This is a genomic window from Pseudoxanthomonas sp. SGNA-20 (genome assembly GCF_003931635.1).
In the GTDB taxonomy this organism is placed as follows: domain Bacteria; phylum Pseudomonadota; class Gammaproteobacteria; order Xanthomonadales; family Xanthomonadaceae; genus Pseudoxanthomonas.
In genome coordinates this window covers 163,025-183,431 of sequence record NZ_RRYK01000005.1, presented here as the reverse complement: position 1 = coordinate 183,431, position 20,407 = coordinate 163,025, and the positions used below count along the sequence as shown (strand labels likewise).

General features: G+C 72.2%; 18 protein-coding genes. 6 read left to right on the top strand and 12 right to left on the bottom strand.

All coding sequences use genetic code 11. The annotated features are described in order from the left end of the window. Window positions 1–135 precede the first annotated feature (135 nt). A complete protein-coding gene (locus EIM48_RS10860) occupies window positions 136–2,361 on the top strand; it encodes a primosomal protein N' (protein WP_026010225.1) in 2,226 nt (741 codons plus the stop codon). Window positions 2,362–2,374: 13 nt separating this feature from the next. Here EIM48_RS10860 and EIM48_RS10855 read toward each other — a convergent pair whose 3' ends face one another. Further along, a complete protein-coding gene (locus tag EIM48_RS10855; RefSeq protein WP_019397299.1) occupies window positions 2,375–3,127 on the bottom strand; it encodes an NYN domain-containing protein in 753 nt (250 codons plus the stop codon). 89 nt (window positions 3,128–3,216) lie between these two features. Here EIM48_RS10855 and EIM48_RS10850 point away from each other — a divergent pair, with 89 nt between their 5' ends. Together EIM48_RS10850 and EIM48_RS10845 are read left to right on the top strand one after the other, a co-directional pair. After that, a complete protein-coding gene (locus EIM48_RS10850; protein WP_125111642.1) occupies window positions 3,217–4,527 on the top strand; it encodes an MFS transporter in 1,311 nt (436 codons plus the stop codon). 23 nt (window positions 4,528–4,550) lie between these two features. Continuing rightward, window positions 4,551–5,843: an NAD(P)/FAD-dependent oxidoreductase gene (locus EIM48_RS10845; protein ID WP_026010226.1), complete on the top strand. Its 1,293-nt coding sequence runs from the start codon at window positions 4,551–4,553 to the stop codon at window positions 5,841–5,843. A 9-nt stretch (window positions 5,844–5,852) separates the two neighbouring features. On the opposite strand, the gene EIM48_RS10840 is transcribed toward EIM48_RS10845, so the two are convergent. From EIM48_RS10840 to rhlB, 9 genes are all read right to left on the bottom strand, one after another. Further along, complete coding sequence (locus tag EIM48_RS10840; RefSeq protein WP_019397302.1) at window positions 5,853–6,476, bottom strand: trimeric intracellular cation channel family protein; 624 nt, start codon at window positions 6,474–6,476, stop codon at window positions 5,853–5,855. 126 nt (window positions 6,477–6,602) lie between these two features. Continuing rightward, window positions 6,603–7,481 (bottom strand): RNA polymerase sigma factor RpoH, encoded by an 879-nt coding sequence (gene rpoH / locus EIM48_RS10835; protein WP_019397303.1) that lies wholly within the window; start codon window positions 7,479–7,481, stop codon window positions 6,603–6,605. A gap of 179 nt (window positions 7,482–7,660) precedes the next feature. Beyond that, window positions 7,661–8,374, bottom strand: a complete 714-nt coding sequence (locus EIM48_RS10830; RefSeq protein WP_125111641.1) for a pirin family protein — start codon at window positions 8,372–8,374, stop codon at window positions 7,661–7,663. Next, on the bottom strand, window positions 8,371–8,745 hold the full coding sequence (locus EIM48_RS10825; RefSeq protein WP_019397305.1) for a hypothetical protein: 375 nt from the start codon (window positions 8,743–8,745) through the stop codon (window positions 8,371–8,373). The genes EIM48_RS10830 and EIM48_RS10825 overlap by 4 nt, the downstream gene beginning before the upstream one ends. A 97-nt stretch (window positions 8,746–8,842) precedes the next feature. Continuing rightward, window positions 8,843–9,583 (bottom strand): uracil-DNA glycosylase, encoded by a 741-nt coding sequence (gene ung / locus EIM48_RS10820; protein ID WP_019397306.1) that lies wholly within the window; start codon window positions 9,581–9,583, stop codon window positions 8,843–8,845. A gap of 33 nt (window positions 9,584–9,616) precedes the next feature. Next, window positions 9,617–10,441: a response regulator gene (locus EIM48_RS10815; protein WP_019397307.1), complete on the bottom strand. Its 825-nt coding sequence runs from the start codon at window positions 10,439–10,441 to the stop codon at window positions 9,617–9,619. Then, window positions 10,441–11,391, bottom strand: a complete 951-nt coding sequence (gene ftsX / locus EIM48_RS10810; protein ID WP_019397308.1) for a permease-like cell division protein FtsX — start codon at window positions 11,389–11,391, stop codon at window positions 10,441–10,443. Before ftsX ends, EIM48_RS10815 begins: the two co-directional genes overlap by 1 nt. Next, window positions 11,388–12,074, bottom strand: coding sequence for a cell division ATP-binding protein FtsE (gene ftsE / locus EIM48_RS10805; RefSeq protein WP_028915177.1), 687 nt, complete (start codon window positions 12,072–12,074; stop codon window positions 11,388–11,390). The genes ftsX and ftsE overlap by 4 nt, the downstream gene beginning before the upstream one ends. Window positions 12,075–12,224: 150 nt before the next feature. Then, the gene (gene rhlB, locus EIM48_RS10800) at window positions 12,225–13,949 is read right to left on the bottom strand and encodes an ATP-dependent RNA helicase RhlB (protein WP_125111640.1); all 1,725 of its coding nucleotides are present in this window, start codon (window positions 13,947–13,949) and stop codon (window positions 12,225–12,227) included. Window positions 13,950–14,168: 219 nt separating this feature from the next. Here rhlB and trxA point away from each other — a divergent pair, with 219 nt between their 5' ends. After that, on the top strand, window positions 14,169–14,501 hold the full coding sequence (trxA, locus tag EIM48_RS10795; protein ID WP_019397840.1) for a thioredoxin TrxA: 333 nt from the start codon (window positions 14,169–14,171) through the stop codon (window positions 14,499–14,501). Window positions 14,502–14,744: 243 nt separating this feature from the next. Beyond that, window positions 14,745–16,532, top strand: a complete 1,788-nt coding sequence (gene rho, locus EIM48_RS10790) for a transcription termination factor Rho (RefSeq protein ID WP_125111639.1) — start codon at window positions 14,745–14,747, stop codon at window positions 16,530–16,532. An 87-nt stretch (window positions 16,533–16,619) separates the two neighbouring features. Here the strand turns inward: rho and EIM48_RS10785 are convergent, their stop codons facing one another. Both EIM48_RS10785 and EIM48_RS10780 read right to left on the bottom strand, forming a co-directional pair. After that, window positions 16,620–17,468 carry an energy transducer TonB gene (locus EIM48_RS10785; protein WP_083852369.1) on the bottom strand — a complete coding sequence of 283 codons (849 nt, stop codon included), beginning with the start codon at window positions 17,466–17,468 and terminating at the stop codon, window positions 16,620–16,622. Window positions 17,469–17,559: 91 nt separating this feature from the next. Then, a complete protein-coding gene (locus tag EIM48_RS10780) occupies window positions 17,560–18,417 on the bottom strand; it encodes a hypothetical protein (RefSeq protein WP_083852370.1) in 858 nt (285 codons plus the stop codon). Between the two features lie 128 nt (window positions 18,418–18,545). On the opposite strand from EIM48_RS10780, the gene EIM48_RS10775 reads away from it, so the two are divergent. Continuing rightward, complete coding sequence (locus EIM48_RS10775) at window positions 18,546–20,396, top strand: monovalent cation:proton antiporter-2 (CPA2) family protein (protein ID WP_125111638.1); 1,851 nt, start codon at window positions 18,546–18,548, stop codon at window positions 20,394–20,396. Window positions 20,397–20,407: the final 11 nt, after the last annotated feature.

The window sequence follows — 20,407 nt, the reverse complement described above, 5'->3', positions numbered from 1 at the left end:
GTTATCCACAGCTCGTGTGGATAACGGCGTTTCCCCTGTCAGGGCGGTGAGTTACGTGGCCTTTAGAAAGGTAACGCTAGCAATCCGCCGCAGGGCAGCAAACCGGGACCCGGCCCGGCCGCTTAGACTTCCGCCATGTCCCTCCCCGCTCCCACGGCAGACTGCCTCCGGGTCGCCTTGCCGGTACCCCTGCCGCGCCTGTTCGACTACCTGCCCCCGGCGGGAACGGTCGCCGGCGCCGGCGACGTGGGCCGGCGGGTACGGGTGCCGTTCGGCCAGCGCGAGCTGGTCGGGGTGGTGGCCGCGGTCGGGCCGGCCGAGGTCGGCGACGGCCTGCGCCAGGCCCTGGCCGTGCTCGACCCCGAGCCGCTGCTGCAGGGCGAGCTACTGGACTCCCTGCGCTGGCTGGCGCGCTACACCCATGCCCCGCTGGGGGAGGTCCTGGCCACCGCCCTGCCCAGCGCGCTGCGCAGCGGCGAGCCGCTGCCGGACACCCATGCCTGGGCCTGGCAGCTGACCGAGGCCGGGCGCACCGCCAGTGCCGGCCTGCGCCGCGGCACCCGCCCGCAACGGCTGGCCGCCCTGCTGCAGGACGGCCCGGTGGACGAGGACCGCCTGGCACTGGAGATCGACGGCTGGCGCGAGGCCGCGCGCGGGCTGCTCAAGCGCGGCCTGGTGGAACGGGTCGCGGTACCGGCCAGCGCCATGGCCCCGGCGCCGCAGCCCGGCCCGGAGCCCAACCCCGAGCAGGCCGAGGCGATCTCCACCCTGCGGGCCGCGCGCGGCTTCAGCCCGGTGCTGCTGGAAGGCGTGACCGGCAGCGGCAAGACCGAGGTCTACCTGCACGCCATCGCCGAATGCCTGGCCCGCGGCCGCCAGGCGCTGGTGCTGGTCCCGGAAATCGGCCTGACCCCGCAGACCCTGGCCCGCTTCCGCGCCCGCCTGGGCGTGCCGGTGCACGCGCTGCACTCGGGCCTGGCCGATGGCGAGCGCGCGCGGGTATGGGCGGCGGCCTGGCGCGGCGAGGCGCGGGTGATCGTCGGCACCCGCTCGGCGGTGTTCACCCCGCTGCCGGAGGCCGGGCTGATCGTGGTCGACGAGGAACACGACGGCAGCTACAAGCAGCAGGACGGTATCCGCTACCACGCCCGCGACTTCGCCCTGGTGCGCGGCAAGGCACTGGACGTGCCGGTGCTGCTGGGCAGCGCCACGCCCTCGCTGGAAACCCTGCACAACGCCTGCGCCGGCCGCTACGGCTACCTGCGCCTGCGCCGCCGCGCCGGCGATGCGCGCCCGCCGGCCGTGCGCATCCTCGACGTGCGCAAGCGCCCGCTGCAGGCCGGGCTGGCGCCGGAGACCCTGCAGATGGTCGAGGCCGCGCTCAAGGACGGCGGCCAGGTGCTGGTATTCAAGAACCGTCGCGGCTACGCCCCGGTGCTGCTGTGCCACGACTGCGGCTGGAGCGCGCACTGCCCGCGCTGCAGTACCGAGGTGCAGTCCACGCCAATGACCGTGCACGCCGGCGGCGGGCGCCTGGTCTGCCACCACTGCGGCCACCGCCAGTCGCGCCCGCTGGCCTGCCCGGACTGCGCCAGCCTGGCGCTGCAGCCGCAGGGCGTGGGCACCGAGCGCCTGGAGGAGCTGCTGGCCGAACGCTTCGCCGGCTGGCCGGTGCTGCGCATCGACCGCGGCACCACCGCGCGCCGCGACGGCCTGCAGAAGCTGCTGGCCGAACTGGGCGACAAGCCCGGCATCCTGGTCGGCACCCAGATCCTGGCCAAGGGCCACGACCTGCCCAACCTCACCCGGGTGGTGGTGGTCGGCGTGGACGAGGGCCTGTTCTCCTCCGACTTCCGCGGCGGCGAGAAGCTGGCCCAGCTGCTGGTGCAGGTCGCCGGCCGCGCGGGCCGTGCGCGCAAGCCCGGCGAGGTGTGGTGGCAGACCCACCACCCCGACCATCCGCTGCTGCACGCGCTGATCAACGGCGGCTACGAATCCTTCGCCGCGGCCGAGCTGGTCCAGCGCGAGGCCGCGGCGTTCCCGCCCTATGCGCACCTGGCGATGCTGCGCGCCGAGGCCGGCCAGGTCGAGGCCGCCAGCGCGTTCCTGCGCGCGGCGCGGCACGTGCTGGAGGACGCCGCGTTCGCCGGCGGCAAGGCCCCGGAGGTCGAGCTGCACGGTCCGATCACCGCGCCGATGGCGCGCCGCGCCGGCCATTACCGCATGCAGCTGCTGGTGTCCTCGGCGCGGCGCGGCGCCCTGCATGCCTGCCTGGATGCCGCGCTGCCGGCGCTGTATGCGCTGCCGGAAGCGCGTCGCGCACGCTGGTCGCTGGACGTGGACCCGGTGGACCTGTACTGAGCGCGGCGCCGGCTCAGCCGGCCTTCTTCCGGGCCGGGGCCCGGCGGCGGGGCTTGTCGCGCACCCACAGGGTCTTGCCCTCCTCGCGCATCTCGAACAGGCCGGTGGCCTTCACCAGGTCCGAGAGCTTGCGGTAGCCGTAGTTGCGCGGGTCGAACGAGGCCTGGTTGCCGATCTGGCTGCCGACCACGTCCAGCCGGGTCCAGCCGTCGTCGCCACTGCCGGCATCCACCGCGCTGCGCAGCATCTGCACCAGGCGCGCGTCGTTGCGCAGTTCCTGCGGGTCCTTCGGCGCGGTGGTGCTGGCCTGGCCGTTGTCGGCGGCCGGCGTGCCCAGGGCCTCGACGTAGGTGAACTTTGAGCAGGCGTTGACGAAGGGCATCGGCGTCTTCTTCTCGCCGAAGCCGTAGACCTTCATGCCGTCGGTCAGCAGGCGCATCACCAGCGGGGTGAAGTCGGCATCGCTGGAGACGATGGCGAAGCCGTCGAGGTTGCGCGCGTACAGCAGGTCCATGGCGTCGATCACCATGGCCATGTCCGAGGCGTTCTTGCCGCTGGAATAGGCGAACTGCTGGATCGGCCGGATCGCGTACTCGTGCAGCACCGCTTCCCAGCTTTTGAGGTTGGGGCTCTTCCAGTTGCCGTAGGCGCGGCGCACGTTGGCCACGCCGTGGCGCGCCACCTCGGCCAGGACCAGGTCGATCTTCGAGGCCGGCGCGTTGTCGGCGTCGATCAGCAGGGCAATGCGTTTTTCCGGTTCGGCCATGGCGGCGCCTCGATGTGGACCGGCGGCAGTCTGGCACAGGGGGGATCGCCACGCCGCCAACGCGGCGCCCGCCGTGCCATCATCCGCCCATGGCCGCGACCCGCGAACTCACCCCCGCCCGGCGCCTGCGCAGCATCTTCAGCGGCTCGGTCGGCAACCTGGTGGAGTGGTACGACTGGTACGTCTACGCGGCGTTCTCGCTGTACTTCGCCGAGGTGTTCTTCCCCGGCGGCGACCGCACCAGCCAGCTGCTGAAGACCGCGGCGATCTTCGCGGTCGGCTTCCTGATGCGGCCGCTGGGCGGCTGGCTGCTGGGACGCTACGCCGACCGCCACGGGCGCAAGGCCGCGCTGCTGCTTTCGGTATGGATGATGTGCAGCGGATCGCTGCTGATCGCGCTGACCCCCGGCTACGCCAGCATCGGCATCGCCGCGCCGGTGCTGCTGGTGCTGGCGCGGCTGCTTCAGGGCCTTTCGGTCGGCGGCGAGTATGGCACCTCGGCCACCTACCTCAGCGAGATGGCCAGCCGCGAGCACCGCGGCTTCTGGTCCAGCTTCCAGTACGTGACCCTGGTGCTGGGCCACCTGCTGGCACTGGGCGTGCTGCTTTCCCTGCAGCAGCTGCTCGACGCGGAGCAGCTGCGCGCCTGGGGCTGGCGCATCCCGTTCGCGATCGGTGCCCTGGCCGCGCTGGCGGCGCTATGGCTGCGGCGGACCATGCTCGAGACCGAGTCGTTCGTGCGCAGCGAGGCCGACGGCTCGCCGGCGCACCAGCGCCGCCAGGGCACGCTGCGCCTGCTGCTGCGGCACCCGCGTGCGCTGCTGAGCGTGGTCGGCCTGACCATGGGCGGCACCCTGGCCTTCTATACGTACACGACCTACGTGCACAAGTTCCTGGTCAACAGCGCCGGGCTTTCCAGCCAGAGCGCGGCGCGGGTCAACGCCGGCACGCTGTTCGTGTACATGCTGCTGCAGCCGCTGGTGGGCGCGCTGTCCGACCGCATCGGCCGGCGCCCGGTGCTGATCGCCTTCGGCGTGCTCGGCACCCTGCTCACCGTGCCGATCCTCGACCGCCTGCAGACGGTGCAGACCGCCGGCGAGGCGTTCTGGCTGGTACTGCTGGCGCTGGCGGTGGTCAGCGGCTACACCGCGATCAATGCGGTGGTGAAGGCCGAGCTGTTCCCGGTGGAGGTCCGCGCCCTGGGCGTGGGCCTGCCCTACGCGCTGACCGTGGCGATCTTCGGCGGCAGCGCCGAATACATCGCCCTGTGGTTCAAGCAGCACGGCATCGAGCGCGGCTTCTACTGGTACGTCACCGCCTGCATTGCATGCTCGCTGCTGGTGTACCTGTGGATGCCCGACACCCGGCGGCATTCGCGCATCGACCAGGATCCCGCCTGACGGCCCACCCCACCGGAGCCCCCATGAGCGCAGCCCCTCCCGATCGCCCCCATCTGGTCGTGATCGGAGGCGGCTTCGCCGGGCTCTGGGCCACCCGCGCGCTGGCCCGGGCGCCGCTGCGCATCACCCTGGTCGACCGCAGCAACCACCACCTGTTCCAGCCGCTGCTGTACCAGGTGGCGACGGCGGGACTCTCGGCACCGGATATCGCCGCGCCGCTGCGCCATATCCTGCGCCGCCAGCGCAACGTGGAGATCCGCCTGGCCGAGGCCAACGCGATCGATCCGCAGGCGCGCTGCGTCGCCCTCGCCGATGGAACCCGGTTGCAATACGACTACCTGCTGCTGGCCACCGGCGCGACCCACGCCTACTTCGGCAACGAACAGTGGGCCAGGCACGCGCCGGGCCTGAAGTCGCTGGACGATGCGCTGGAACTGCGGCGCAAGCTGCTGCTGGCGTTCGAGCGCGCCGAGGCCTGCGACGATCCGGCCGAGCGCGCGGCCTGGCTGGAATTCGCCATCGTCGGCGGAGGGCCGACCGGGGTGGAGCTGGCCGGCACCCTGGCCGAGATCGCGCGCCATACCCTGCGCGACCAGTTCCGCAACATCGATCCGGCCAGCGCGCGCGTGCGCCTGATCGAGGCCGGACCGCGCGTGCTCGCCTCTTTCCCCGAGGCGCTTTCGCAGAAGGCGCGGCGCCAGCTGGAGAAGCTGGGCGTGGAAGTCAGCACCGGCGTGCCGGTGACCGGTATCGACGCCGGCGGCTACCGGCTGGGCGACACCTACGTGCGTTCACGCACCATCGTCTGGGCCGCCGGCGTGGCCGCTTCGCCGCTGGCGCGCTCGCTGGGCGTGCCGCTGGATCGCGCCGGGCGCGTGCCGGTCGGGCCGGACCTGTCGGTACCGGGCCATCCGGAGATCTTCGTGGCCGGCGACCTGGCCGCGGTGAAACAGGCCGACGGTTCGCCGGTACCGGGCGTGGCGCCGGCGGCCAAGCAGATGGGCCGGCATGTCGCCCGCGCGATCCAGGCGCGGCTGCAGGGCGTGCCCGCGCGGCCGTTCCGCTACCGCGACTTCGGCAACCTGGCCACGATCGGGCGCATGGCCGCGGTAGTCGACATCCACGGCCTGCGGCTGTCGGGCGTGCTGGCCTGGTGGTTCTGGCTGGCCGCGCACGTGTTCTTCCTGATCGGCTTCCGCAACCGCCTGGTGGTGCTGCTCAACTGGGCCTGGGCCTACTGGAGCCACCAGCGCGCGGCGCGGATCATCCTCGGCCGCGAGCCTGGCGGCGAACCCGGCGCGCCACCGCCGCCGTAGCGTTCCTCCTCAGCCGCGGTCGTCGGGCAGGTGCGCCGCCGGCAGATGCCAGCCGTGGCGGATGGCCATGTAGCGCAGGCCGAAGCAGACCAGCGCGCCCACCGCCATCGCCGGCGTACGCGGCAGGTCGAACACATCGGCCAGCGCGACCACGCCGCCGCCGGCCAGGGCCGCCACCGCGTACAGCTCGGCCTTGAGCACCACCGGGATGCGCGCCACCAGCACGTCGCGGGCCACGCCGCCGCCGATGCCGCTGAGCATGCCCAGCAGGGTCGCGGCAAATGGCGAGAGCCCGTAGTCCAGTGCCTTGCTGGTACCCAGCACCGCGAACAGGGCCAGGCCGGCGCCATCGAACACCTGCACCGGGTTGCGCATGCGCTCGATGGCCTGGTGGCGGTAGAACGTCACCACGCCGGCAAGCATCGCCACGGCCAGGTAGCGCCAGTCGGCCAGCGCCGCCGGTGGCTGTGCGCCAATCAACACGTCGCGCGCCAGGCCGCCGGACACCGCCGCGGCGCAGGACAGCACCAGCACGCCGAACACGTCCAGGCGGTAGCGCACCGCGAGGGTGCCGCCGCTGAGGGCGAACACGAAGGTGCCGAGCAGGTCGAACAGCAGCAGGAGCAGGCTCACGGCGTGTCAGGTCCCGGGATCCAGGGGAAGCATCGCAGCGGCCGGCGGCGGTGTCATGCCGGCGCCGCGCAAACAAAACGGCCCGGGGAAACCCGGGCCGTCGGCGTGGCGCGCTGGTTGGCGGCTTCAGGCCGCCAGCAGCGCGCGCATCTTCTTCATGGCGTTGGCCTCGATCTGGCGGATGCGCTCGGCGGACACGCCGTACTCGTCGGCCAGCTCCTGCAGGGTCACCTTGTTCTCGTCGTCCAGCCAGCGGCGGGCGATGATGTCGCGCGAACGCGCGTCGAGGTTGGCCAGGCCCTCGCGCAGCAGTTCCAGCTGGTGGCCTTCGCTGTCCTCGCGCTCGTAGGCCTGCGAGGGATCCTCGTCGTGCGCCACCAGGTAGGCGGCCGGCGACGGCAGGGCGTGGTCCTCGTCCTCGTCGACGGGTGCGTCGAAGCCGATGTCGCGGCCGGACAGGCGCGCCTCCATCTCCAGCACCTCGCGCTCGGAGACGTTGAGGTCCTTCGCCACCGCGCTGACCTCGGCGGCGTTCATCCAGCCCAGGCGGGTCTTGGCCTTGCGCAGGTTGAAGAACAGCTTGCGCTGGGCCTTGGTCGTGGCGACCTTCACGATGCGCCAGTTCTTGAGGATGAACTCGTGGATCTCGGCGCGGATCCAGTGCACGGCGAAGCTGACCAGGCGCACGCCCAGGTCGGGGTCGAAGCGCTTGACCGCCTTCATCAGGCCGATGTTGCCTTCCTGGATCAGGTCGCCCAGCTGCAGGCCATAGCCGTTGTAGCCGCGGGCAACGTGCACCACGAAGCGCAGGTGCGAATGCACCAGTTCGCGCGCGGCATCCAGGTCGTTCTGGTCGCGGTAGCGGCGCGCCAGCGCCTGTTCCTGCTCCACGCTCAGCACCGGGATCTGGTGCACGGCGCTGATGTAGGCGTCGAGCGAGCCGAGCGGGCTGGGAACCGGCAGGTTGTTGGCGACGAGCGCGGTGGAACGGATGGTCTGGGTCATGGCAGGCATCTTAGCAATCGGGGGGTTGGACTGCTAACGCCGGGACTGGTTCCCCAGCATTGCGGTGGTGGAACGATTCCGTTCAGCGAATCGCAAGGAAAACAGGCACTTGGACGAGCCGGGAAGCATGCCCCAGACTCCGCCACGGGGCCGTGAGTTCCCCGGATGCGACCCCGGTCTCACTCCGACGGCAGCGGTGGCAGGTCGAACACCAGGACCTCGGCGCCCTCGCCGGCCTCGATCCGGACCTCCGCCTCGTCGCGGTAGCGCAGGGCGTCGCCGGCGGCCAGGCGCTGGCCATTGACGGTGGCGGCGCCGCGAAGCAGGTGGACGTAGGCCAGCCGCCCGGGGGCCAGGGCCAGCCGCGCCTGCTCGGCGCCGTCGAACAGGCCCGCGTACAGGCGCGCGTCCTGGTGCATGCGCAGCGAGCCTTCGGCCCCGTCCGGGGACACCAGCAGGCGCAGGCGGCCACGCTTCTCCTCCGGGGCGAAGCGCTTCTGCTCGTAGCCGGGGGCGATCCCGGTGCGCTCGGGCAGGATCCAGATCTGCAGGAAGTGGGTGGTCCGCTCCGGGTCCGGGTTGAACTCGGAGTGGGTGACCCTGGTGCCGGCGCTCATGCGCTGGACCTCGCCCGGGAGGATGCGCTCGACGTTGCCCATCGAGTCGCGATGCGCCAGCGCGCCCTCCAGCACGTAGCTGATGATCTCCATGTCGCGGTGGCCGTGGGTGCCGAAGCCCTGGCCGCCGGCGACCCGGTCCTCGTTGATCACCCGCAGCGGGCCCCAGTGCACGTGCTCGGGGTCGAAATAGCCGGCGAAGGAGAAGCTGTGCCAGGAGTCCAGCCAACCGTGGTTGGCGTGGCCGCGTTCGCGGGCCGGGCGCAGGGTGATCAATGGGCACCTCCGGGGTGCAGGCGGGAAGGATGGGCCTGGCTGGCGCGGGCGCGGCGCCAGGCATCGAAGCTGAAATCGCCGGCGCCGTGCGCCGCCAGCAGCACCAGGCCGCCGCCCAGGAACAGGCTGCGCGCCAGCTCGATCACCTGTTGCGGTTCGCCCGGGGCGGGCACGCCCAGGGCCGGCGCCAGCACGAGGACGGCCAGCGCCAGCGCCGCCGGCCGGGTCCAGGCGCCGGCCAGCAGCGCCAAGGCGGCAGCCAGGCCGGCCAGCCCCGCCAGGGCGCCGGCATCGGCCAGCATGGCCCAGGCCTCGCCGCCCAGCACCAGGGCCAGGGCGATGCGCGCGAGCAGTGCGTATAGATGGTGCATGGCGGCCTCGTGGGGATGCCCCGCGGGGAAAGCGGGGCTCCGGATGGCGGCCAGCATGATTGCTTTCACCGGCGGGATAAACCCGCCAATGGAATACTTATTGTTCTACCGATGACTTTTCGGCCCGCAGCATGACCTCGACCTCGGCCCGCGGCGGCAGCGACCAGTCCACCGGTGCCTGGCCGCGGCGGACCAGATACTCGTTGGCCGCGGCGAAGTGGCCGCAGCCGAAGAAGCCGCGATAGGCCGACAGCGGCGAGGGGTGCGGGGCCTTCAGCACCCGGTGCCGGCGGGAATCGATGATCCGGCCCTTGGCCTGGGCGTAGCTGCCCCAGAGCATGAACACCAGGCCCTCGCGCTCGCGCGCCAGGGTCTCGATGGCGTGGTCGGTGAAGCCTTCCCAGCCCTTGCCCTGGTGCGAGCCGGCACGGCCCTGTTCCACCGACAGCACGGCGTTGAGCAGCAGCACCCCGCGCCGCGCCCAGGGCAGCAGGCAGCCGTGGTCCGGGCGCGGCAGCCCCAGCTCGTCGCCGATCTCCTTGAAGATGTTCTCCAGCGACGGCGGCACCGGCACCCCCGGCAGCACCGAGAAGCACAGGCCATGGGCCTGGCCCGGGCCGTGGTACGGATCCTGGCCCAGGATCACCACCTTGACCTGGTCGAACGGGGTGGCGTCGAACGCGGCGAACAGGCGTGGCCCGGGCGGATACACCTGCACCCCGGCGGCCTTGCGCTGGCGCAGGAACGCCGACAGCTCGCGCATCTCCGGGCGCAGCAGCCAGTCGCCGATGCGCGCCTTCCAGGACGGCTCGAGGCGGATGACGGGTTCGTCGGCCATGGGGGACTGCATCTCCTGCCGCGCGGCGCGCCGCTAGCGGTCTTCCAGCCGCGCCAGGCGCAGCTGGAACAGCACCTTGGTGACCAGCAGGCGTTCCTCGATCGGCTTCTGCACCAGGTCGTTGGCGCCGGCGCGCAGCAGCTCGGACTGGTTGTGGCGGTTGGCATCGCCGGTCATGACCAGCACCGGCAGGCGGCGCTTGCCGTAGTCGAAGTCGATGCGGATGCGCTCGACCACGTCGCGGCCGCTCAGCTCGCCCTTGAGGGTCACGTCGGTCAGCACCAGGTCGATGCGCGGCACCCGGCCCAGCGACTCGGCGGTCAGCAGCGCGAACGCCTCCTCGGCGGTGAGCACGTGCACCACCTCCAGCTGCTGGCGCTCGAGCATGCGCTTGGTGGCCTCGGCCACCACCCGGCTGTCCTCGATGTAGAGCACGCGCGCGCCGGCGATCGGCTGCGGCTGCACGTAGCCGCGGATGAACTCGACCAGGGCCTCGTGGCCCAGCGACTTGTCGAAGTAGTCGGTGACGTATTCGGTGAAGCGGCGCTCGACCAGGTGCTGCTGGGCGTCGCCGGAGACGACGATGATCGGCACGTAGGCCTGGGCCGCGGCGCGCACGCTGCGCGCCAGCTCCATGCCGTCGCCGTCCGGCAGCGACAGCGCGGTGGTCACCAGGTCGACCGGGCCGGCCTCCAGCGCCTCGCGCGCCTCCTCGATGCTGGAACAGCCCACCACTTCAACGCCCGGCAGTTCGCGCACCAGCACGTCGGCGATCAGCTTGCGTACCAGCTTGGAACCATCGGCGACCATCACCCTGGGGTTGTCGCGGATCAGGTATTTCAGGTCGTGCGAGGCCATCAGGTCTCCGTGGGACGGGTCTGGCGCAGGAAATGGCCGGTGACCGCCCAGGCCCCCAGCCACCCCAGCAGGACGGTGCCCACCAATACCATCGCGGAGTGGAAGGCATCCAGTCCCTGCAGCGCGAAACGGCTGCCGTAGCTCTGGCTGAGCGCGGCCAGCGGCCCGCCCAGGGCGGCGCCGGCGGCGGCGATCAGGCCCAGCGCGAGCACCCCGGCGCCCAGGCCGTACCAGGCGCCCAGGTACAGGAACGGGCGGCGGATGAAGCCGTCGCTGGCGCCCAGCAGCTGCAGCACGCCGATCTCCTCGCGCCGCGACTGGATGTCCAGGCGCACGGTGTTGCCGACCACCAGCAGCGCGCCCAGGCCCAGCAGCACCGACAGCACCTGGACCACGCGCTGGCCGAAGCGCAGCCAGGCATCCAGGCGCTGCCGCCAGAGCGCGTCGTGCTGCACCAGGTCGGCCTGCGGCAGCGCCTCCAGCTCGGCCGCCAGCCGGGCCTCGTCGGCCTCCGCGGCGGGGGTGACCACCAGCAGCGCCGGCAGCGGGTTGTCGCCCAGCGCGTCGATCGCCTCGCCCAGGCCGGCTTCGCGCAGCTCGGCCAGGCCCTGCTCGGGGCTGCGCAACTCGACCGCGGCCACCCCGGCGCGGCCGCGCAGCTGCCCGGCCAGCATGGACGCCGCCGGCATGGCCACGTCCTGCTTCAGGAACACGTTGATCTCGCGCGACTGCTGCACGCTGCCGGCGAAGTGGCGCAGGTTGTCCATCACGATCGACAGGCCCAGCGGCAGGGCCAGGGCCAGGCCCATGACCGCCACGGTCAGCAGGGTCGCCCAGGGCTTGCCCGCGGCGCGGCCGGCGCTGAAGGCCAGGCTGTGCAGGTGCTGGTCGAACCACACGCGCAGGCGCGAGGGCGCGGAGGGGGCGGTCGCCTTCTTCGCGGTGCTCATTCGGCCAGGTCCTTCGGCGAGATGTCGTCGACCAGGCGACCGTGGTCCAGCACCAGCACCCGCTTGCGCATGCGCTTGAGCAGGGCCAGGTCGTGGCTGACCACCAGCACGCTGGTGCCGCGCTCGGGCAGCCCGGCGAACAGGGCCATGATCTCCGCGGCGAGGGTCGGGTCGAGGTTGCCGGTCGGTTCGTCGGCCACCAGCAGCGGGGGCTCGGCGATGATCGCCCGGGCGATGCCCACGCGCTGCTGCTCGCCGGCCGACAGCTGGGTCGGCAACGCCTTCTCGCGGTGGCCCAGGCCCATGCGTTCGAGCACCGAGCGCACCCGCTTGCCGATCTCGGCGCGGCGGGTGCCGCGCAGGATCAGCGGCAGGGCCACGTTCTCGCCGACGGTGCGGTCGGTCAGCAGGCGGTGGTCCTGGTAGACCACGCCGACCTGGCGCCGGTGCAGGGCGACCTTGCCGCCACGCACGCGCTGCAGGTTGCGCTCGCCCAGCAGCACCGCGCCGCGGGTGGGGCGTTCGGACAGGTGGATGAGCTTGAGCAGGGTGCTCTTGCCGGCGCCGGAATGGCCGGTGACGAACAGCATCTCACCCTCGTCCACGCCGAAGCTGACATCGACCAGCGCCTGGTGCCCCCCGGGGTACTGCTTGCTGACGTTTTCGAATCGCAGGACGGTCATGCCGCGATTATGCGGGGGCGCGCACGGCGAAGCGACCGCGACGGCGACGGCCGGCAGGAATCGTGGCTCCAGACGCACGTATCCCCGGACGTGGCGGCCACGACCGGGGATACGGGATGCAGCGAAGCGCCGCCCACGCGGGGCGACGGATCAGCCGCCGACCAGCGAACGCAGCTTGCGGCCGATGCGGCCCAGCAGGGACTCGCGCTTGGGCTCCTGGGCCGGCACGGGACCACGTACCGACGGGGCCGACTGGCGGATCGCCGGCACCGCGGACGGATTGGCCTGGTCGCCGGCCTGCACCGCACCGTCGACCGGCTTGCCGCGACGGCGGCGACGGCGCTTGCGCGGGGCGCGCTCGCCCTCGCCGGCCACGGCCGGGACCTCGTTGCCCTCGACCGGCGGCTGCTGGCGCGGCGCGCGCTCCGGCGCGGCCGCCTGGGCCTCGCCAGCGGCGGCGGGAGCAGCGGCCTCGACCTGCGGCTTGCGGCGCGGACGACGCTCGCCGCCCTCGCGGCGCTCGCCACCGCTGCGGCCAGCGCCGGCGCCGCCAAGGCCGGCGCGCGAACGGCCGCCACCGCGGCGCTCCTCGTCGGCGGCGCGCTGCTCGCGCGCCTCGCGGAAGATCTGGCCGATGCTCTCCTCCTCGCCCTCTTCCGCGGACTCGCCTTCCGGACGCACGCGCTCCGGGCGCGGCAGCGGGGTCAGCAGCTCCGGGGTGACCGGCTCGGACGGGATCTTCTGCTCGATGTAGGCCTCGATGTCCGGCAGGCTCATCGCGTAGCGCTCGCAGGCGAAGCTGATCGCGTCGCCCTCCTCGCCCAGGCGCGCGGTGCGGCCGATGCGGTGGACGTAGTCCTCGGCGTCGAACGGCAGGTCGTAGTTGTAGACGTACTTGATGCCGTCGATGTGCAGGCCGCGGGCGGCCACGTCGGTGGCCACCAGGATCTCCAGCTGGCCCTTCTGGAAGCGGTTGAGCAGGGTCTCGCGCTTCTTCTGCGGCACGTCGCCGGACAGCACGCCCACGCGGTAGCCGGCCTTCTCCAGGGCACGGGCCACGCGCTCGACGTACACCTTGGTGTTGACGAACACCATGGTGCGGGCGCCCTCGCTGCGCGACAGCAGGCCCAGCAGCAGCGGCAGCTTCTCCTCGTCGGCCGGGTAGTAGAGCTTCTGGCGCACGCGCGCGGCGGTGACCGTCTCGGCCTCCACCACCAGCTTCTCCGGCTCGTTCATGTGCTCGTAGGCCAGCTCCAGCACGCGGTGGCTGAGGGTGGCCGAGAACAGCAGGGTCTGGCGCTCGGTGCGCACCGGCATGCGCCGCAGCAGGAAGCGGATGTCCTTGATGAAGCCGAGGTCGAACATGCGGTCGGCCTCGTCCAGCACGCACACCTCGCAGGCATGCAGGGACACCACCTTGTGCTGCTTGACGTAGTCGATCAGGCGGCCGGGGGTGGCGATGATCACGTCCACGCCCTGCTGCAGCAGCTCACGCTGCTTGTCGTAGTCCACGCCGCCGTAGACCAGGGCGAAGCGCAGGCCCAGGTGCGAGCCGAACTTGACCGCGTCCTTGTGGATCTGGATCGCCAGCTCGCGGGTCGGGGCCAGGATCAGCGCGCGCGGATCCTCCGGCTTGCGCTCGGCCAGGGCCGGGCGGGTCAGCAGGCGGTTCATCACCGCGACCAGGAAGGCCAGGGTCTTGCCGGTGCCGGTCTGGGCCTGGCCGGCGACGTCGCGCCCGGCCAGGGCGACCGGCAGGGTCAGCGCCTGGATCGGGGTGCAGCGGGTGAAGCCTGCCGACTCGAGCCCGGCGAGCAGCTCCGGATGCAGGTCGAAGGAGGAAAACGTTACATCGGTCAGCGGCTTGTCGCTCATCATCCAGTCTTCATGTGGCCTGGCCCAGCGTGGCCGGACAGGCGGCCTTTGGCGGCCTTGCAAATACGTTCCCGGCCGCCGCACACTGCGCCGGCGCCGGGCCGCGCGGCCGTCGGTGGGACGGTGTAGCCCACTTGACATCTCCGCGGAACGCCCCAGTTTAACCCAAGCAGCCCCCCGCCCTGCGTGGAGGGCATCCGCAATCCCACGGAGACCCAAGTGAACGACAAGGTGATGCATATCGGCGATGCCGATTTCGACAGCGCCGTGCTGCAATCCCAGGAACCGGTCCTGGTGGACTTCTGGGCCGAATGGTGCGGCCCGTGCAAGATGATCTCGCCGATCATCGACGAGCTCGCCGAGGCCTACGAGGGCCGCATGAAGGTGGCCAAGGTCAACATCGACCAGAACCGGGCCACGGCGATCAAGTACCACGTGCGCTCGATCCCGATGCTGCTGCTGTTCAAGGACGGCCAGGTCCAGGCGACCCAGGTCGGCGCGGTCGGCAAGGGCCAGCTGACCCAGATGATCGACAAGACCCTGGCGGCCTGAAGCCGCCGCGGCGGGCGGCCACGGCCGCCTGCCGCACGGGCCTGAACGCAGGCCCCGCCCGCCTCCCGCGGCGCTTGCCGCCGCCAGGAACCTGGTGCTAGTGTCGGCAGGTCCGGTCGCGCTGCGCGGCCGCCGTCCCGCCGGAACGTTGCCGCCGCAAGGCGCGCCAGGCCGGCGCACCCCACCCAACGAGTCATCCGCCCGCTTCCGGGCGCTCGCATCTGCCAGCGAGGAATTCCAGTCTTGTCCGAGAACACCCAGCCTGAAGCGCCCGGGAGCGACGACGCACCCGCCGAGAAGCGCGCCCGCAAGCGCGTGGCCAAGCCCGCCGACGCCGCTGCCGGCGCCGCCGAATCCACCCCCGCCAACCCGCCGGTCCAGGCTGCGCTGCCGATGCCCTCGGCGCCGGCCGCTGCCGCTCCGGCGCCTGCCGCCCCGGCCCCGGCCGCGCAGGGCGGCGCCCAGAACGCGCCGCAGGCGGCCGAGTCCGCGCCGGCCCAGCAGCCGTCCGCCCCGCAGGGTGGCGGCCAGCAGGGCGCGCCGCAGAGCCAGAACGGCCAGAACGGCAACGGCGGCCAGGGCGGCAACGACGGCGGCGAGCGCGAGCAGCGCGAGGGCGGCGGCCGCAACCGCCGCGAGCGCTTCCGCAACCGCCGCGAACGCCAGCGCGAGCGCTTCCGCGAGGAAGGCGGCATGCAGGACGAGGGCGGCAACGGCGGCCAGCAGAACCCGCAGCGGCCGCAGCCGAGCGTGCCCGAGGGCTTCCCGACCTACACCCTCAGCGACCTCAAGCGCATGCCCGCACACAAGCTGCTGGAGATCGCCGAGCAGCTGAACATCCACGAGGGCGTGGCCCGCGCGCGCAAGCAGGACGTGATCTTCGCCCTGCTGAAGGTGCTCACCCGCCACGGCGAGGGCGTGCAGGCCGACGGCGTGCTGGAGATCCTGCCGGACGGCTACGGCTTCCTGCGCAGCGCCGAGGCCAGCTACCTGGCCGGCCCGGACGACACCTACATCTCGCCCAGCCAGATCCGCCGCTTCAACCTGCGTACCGGCGACCACCTGTCCGGCCGCATCCGCTGGCCCAAGGACGGCGAGCGCTACTTCGCCCTGTCGGTGGTGGACACCATCAACGGCGAGCCGCTGGAGGCGAGCAAGAACAAGACCCTGTTCGAGAACCTGACCCCGCTGTTCCCGCGCCGGCGATTCCGGCTGGAGCGCGGCGACGGCTCGACCGAGGACATCACCGGCCGCATCCTCGACCTGATGGCCCCGCAGGGCAAGGGCCAGCGCTCGCTGATCGTCTCCCAGCCGAAGGCGGGCAAGACGATGATGATGCAGCAGATCGCCACCGCGATCACGACCAACCACCCGGACGTGCACCTGATCGTGCTGCTGATCGACGAGCGCCCGGAGGAAGTGACCGAGATGCAGCGCACCGTGCGCGGCGAGGTCATCTCCTCGACCTTCGACGAGCCGGCCGCGCGCCACGTGCAGGTCGCCGAGATGGTGATCGAGCGCGCCAAGCGCCTGGTCGAGCACAAGAAGGACGTGGTGATCCTGCTCGACTCGATCACCCGCCTGGCCCGCGCCTACAACAACGTGGTGCCGTCCTCGGGCAAGGTGCTCACCGGCGGCGTGGACGCCAACGCCCTGCACCGGCCCAAGCGCTTCTTCGGCGCCGCGCGCAACGTCGAGGAAGGCGGCAGCCTGACCATCATCGCCACCGCGCTGATCGACACCGGCAGCAAGATGGACGAGGTGATCTACGAGGAGTTCAAGGGCACCGGCAACTCCGAGGTGCACCTGAGCCGCCGCATCGCCGAGAAGCGCGTGTTCCCGGCCATCGACATCAACCGCTCCGGCACCCGCCGCGAGGACCTGCTGATCGAGCCGGAACTGCTGCAGAAGATCTGGATCCTGCGCAAGCTCCTGCACCCGATGGACGAGATCGGCGCGATGGAGTTCATGCTCGACAAGATGAAGAACACCAAGTCCAACGACGAGTTCTTCAGCTCGATGAAGCGCTGAAGGCCGCCCGCAAGGCGCAGCCAGGCAACACGGGAAGCCCCGCCACCGGCGGGGCTTCCTGTTTCCGTCCGGTGGCGCCGGACGGGCCTACAGGCCGCGGCCGGCCGGGGTCAGCATTACCCCGCTCCTGGCGCCCACCGCGTTCACGCTGCCACCGGCCATGGCCTCCAGCGGGCCGCCCTGTTCATCTTCCGGCACCCACGGCACCTTGCGCCGCGGGCCGGGCACGTAGGCCTGCCATTCGCCGTAGCGGTTGCGCTGGTCGAAGGTGAAGGCCAGCGGTACTCGCACCAGCCAGTACTCGCGCCCGGCCTCCGGCCCCTGGGTCGGCACGTTGAATTTCCAGCTGCGCGCGCCGCGCACGGCGGCGCGGGCGAAGATGTCGCGCCACTTGTCGGCATCGCGCTCGGGCAGGAAGTGCAGGTTGACCTGCTCGTCGGCGGCGTCCAGCACCTTGCCGTCGGGGCCGACCTTGAGCACCAGGTAGACCGTGGCCTCCACGCCGATCTCGGCGGCCGCCTCCGGGTACGGCGGCGGCGGCATCCGCGCCGCCGCCAGGTCGTAGCCACCGCCCTTCTCGACGGGGGTGAAGCTGGCCGCCTGCAGGACGATGCGCATGCCGCCGTCCGCGCTGGGCCTGGCCACCAGGTACAGGCCCATGCGGTTGCGCAGCGCCACCGGCTTGCCGTCCACCACCGGCGGGTCGAATTCCCAGCGCGGGATATGGAAATCCAGGAACCGGCGCACCTCGGCCGGCAACCGGTTGGCGCCGGTGAGTTCGTACTCCAGCGGCTTGCCTTCCGGTCCCACCACGATCGTGCCGGCGACATGGATGCCGGCTTCCGCCTCGGCCTGGCCCGGCGCCGGCTTCCTCGCCCCCAGCGCCACCGCACTGACCGCCCACAGGACACACACCAACCACCACGGACTGCGCATGTTCTCCCCTCCCCTTGGGCCTCCCCTTTGGGCCCCGGCGGAGTCTAGCGCCGTCGCGGCGTCGTCGCCGCAGGGCAGGCCGCGGGGCGGATCAGCCCCCGGCCTGGGCGACCAGCTTCAGCTGGCCGGGCGCATCCGCCACGTGCAGGGTGTTGCCGGCCAGCGACTCCAGTGGCTGGCGGACGTCGGCTTCCCCGAACCAGTCGACCTGGCGCCACGGCCCGACGACGTAGGCCTGCCACTTGCCGTACTGGTCGCCGGCGCCGGGCAGGGCGGACGGGATGTAGTGCACCGGGACGCGCAGCCGCCAGTACGGGAGCCCGGCGAGCTCGCCGCGGGTCGGCGGCTGGAACGTCCATGCGCGCGCCGCGCGCAATGCGTTGCGGGCGAACAGGTCGCGCCATTTCCCTTCGCTGCCCGCGTCGGGAATGAAATGCAGGTTGACCTGCTCGTCCACCGCCTCCACCACCTTGCCGTCGGGGCCGATCCTGAGCGCGACGTAGACCACGGCGCCGCCCCCGTCGCCGGCCGCCAGGGCCGCGCGGGGATACTCCGGCGGGATCAGCCTGCGCCTGCGCAGTTCGTATTCGGTGTCCCGGGCCGCCGGCCGGAACGAGACGCTTCCCAGTTCGAGGCGCATGCCCTCGCCCTCGGGCACCGCCCTGAGGTGGATGTCCATGAGGTTGTCCAGGGCCACCGCGCGGCCCTCCAGCATCGGCGGCTCGAACTGCCAGCGCGGGATATGCAGGTCCAGGAACCGGCGGACCCCGGCCGGCAGCCGGTCCGGATCCTTCAGCTGGTACTCGCTGGGCTTGCCGTCGGGCCCGACGACGATCCGGCCGGAAACCAGCATGCCGGCTTCGACCTGCGGCTCGCCGCCGCCCTCCGCCGCCAGCGCCAGGCCCGCAACCACCCAGAGCACGACTGCCCACCACCATGGACTGCGCATGTGGACCCTTGGACCGGCGGCGAGGCTAGCACAGGCCCGTGCCGAACCGCCCGCGCGCACCGCGGACAGCGGCCAGTCACGTCCGGCCGCCCACGCGGCGCCATCCGCGGCGATAATCGGGCCAATCGATGGACGGCACCTTGCCCGGCAACCTGAGTTTCGAACTGGCGCTGGTGCTGCTGGCGGCTGCGATCGCGGTCGTGCCGCTGTTCCGCCGGCTGGGCCTGGTGGCGGTGCTGGCCTACCTGGCCACCGGCGTGCTGCTGGGGCCGCACGGGGTGGGCGCGGTCAGCGACCCGGAGCGGATCCTGGGCGCGTCCGAGCTGGGCGTGATCATGCTGCTGTTCGTGATCGGCCTGGAGGTGTCCCCCGCGCGCCTGGGCCTGCTGCGGCGGCCGGTGTTCGGCGCCGGGGGCGCCCAGGTGTTCGTGTCGGCGCTGTTCCTGGGCGCGGCCCTGTTCTTCTACGGCGTGCACTGGAAGGGCGCGCTGGTGGCCGGCCTCGGCCTGGCCCTGTCCTCCACCGCGGTGGGCCTGCAGATGCTGGGCGAGCGCCGCGAGCTGGGCAGCGACCACGGCCAGCTGGCATTCGCGATCCTGCTGTTCCAGGACCTGGCGGCGATCCCGCTGCTGGCGGTCATCCCGCTGCTGGGGGGTGTCAAGGACGAGAGCCTGACCTGGGCCATGGTCGGGCACGCGCTGGGCGCGCTGGCGCTGGTGTGGTTCGGCGGGCGCCTGCTGATGCGGCGCGGGCTCAAGGTGGTGGCCAGCATCCGCACCCCGGAAGTATTCACCGCCACCGCCCTGCTGGCGGTGCTGGGCAGTGCCTGGATCATGCAGCAGGCCGGGCTGAGCCCCGGCCTGGGCGCGTTCATCGCCGGCGTGCTGCTGGCCGACTCGGAGTACCGGCACGAGCTGGAATCGCAGATCGAGCCGTTCAAGGGCCTGCTGCTGGGCCTGTTCTTCATCGCCGTGGGCATGGGCATCGACCTGGACCGGATCGTCGCCGAGCCCTGGCTCATCGCCGCCGGCGTGGGCCTGCTGCTGGTGGTGAAGTTCGGCGTGCTGCTGGGCATCGGCAAGGTGGCGCGGCTGCAGCCCGGGCACGGCCTGCTGCTGGGCGGCACCCTGTGGCTGGGCGGCGAGTTCTCCTTCGTGGTGTTCCACGAGGCGCTGCGCGTGCGCCTGCTCACCACCGCCGAGTACGACCGTCTGGCGGCGGTGGTCGGTGTGTCGATGGCGCTGATGCCGCTGCTGCTGATGGCGCTGGACCGCTACCTGCACCGGCGGCGCGAGGAGCAGCCGCCGGCGCCGGCGCCGCAGTACGACAGCGCCGCGCCCGGGGTCGAGAAGCCGCAGGTGCTGATCGCCGGGGTCGGCCGCTTCGGCCAGATCGTGGCGCGGGTGCTGGCGGCGCAGAAGATCCCGTACGTGGCCCTGGACCGCAGTCCGCAACGGGTGGAGGACGTGCGCCGCAGCGGCGGCCGCATCTTCTACGGCGACCCCACCCGCTCGGACCTGCTGCGCGCCGCCGGCGCCGAGCACGTCAAGGTGTTCGTGATCTGTGCCGACGAGCCGGAGACCACGCTGCAGGCGGTGCGCCTGATCCGCCGCCAGTACCCGCAGGCGCGGGTGCTGGCGCGCGCGCGCGACCGCCAGCACGCCTGGCGGCTGATGGACCTGGGCACCGAGCCCTACCGCGAACTGCTGGGCACCAGCCTGGAAGTGGCCGGGCGGGTGCTGTGCGAGCTGGGCATGCCCGAAGCGCAGGCGGCCGAGCACGTGCGCCGCTTCCGCGCCCACGACGAGGCCCTGCTGCAGGAGCAGTACCTGGTCTACGACGACGAGGACGCGCTCAAGCGCAGTGCGCAGCAGGCACGCGCCGAGCTGGTGCGGCTGTTCGAGGCCGATGCCGGGGGCCCGGCGGTCAGCCGTCCGGCGCAGGACGCGCCGCCGGCCCCGCCCTCCGACAGGGACTGAGCCGCGGCCTT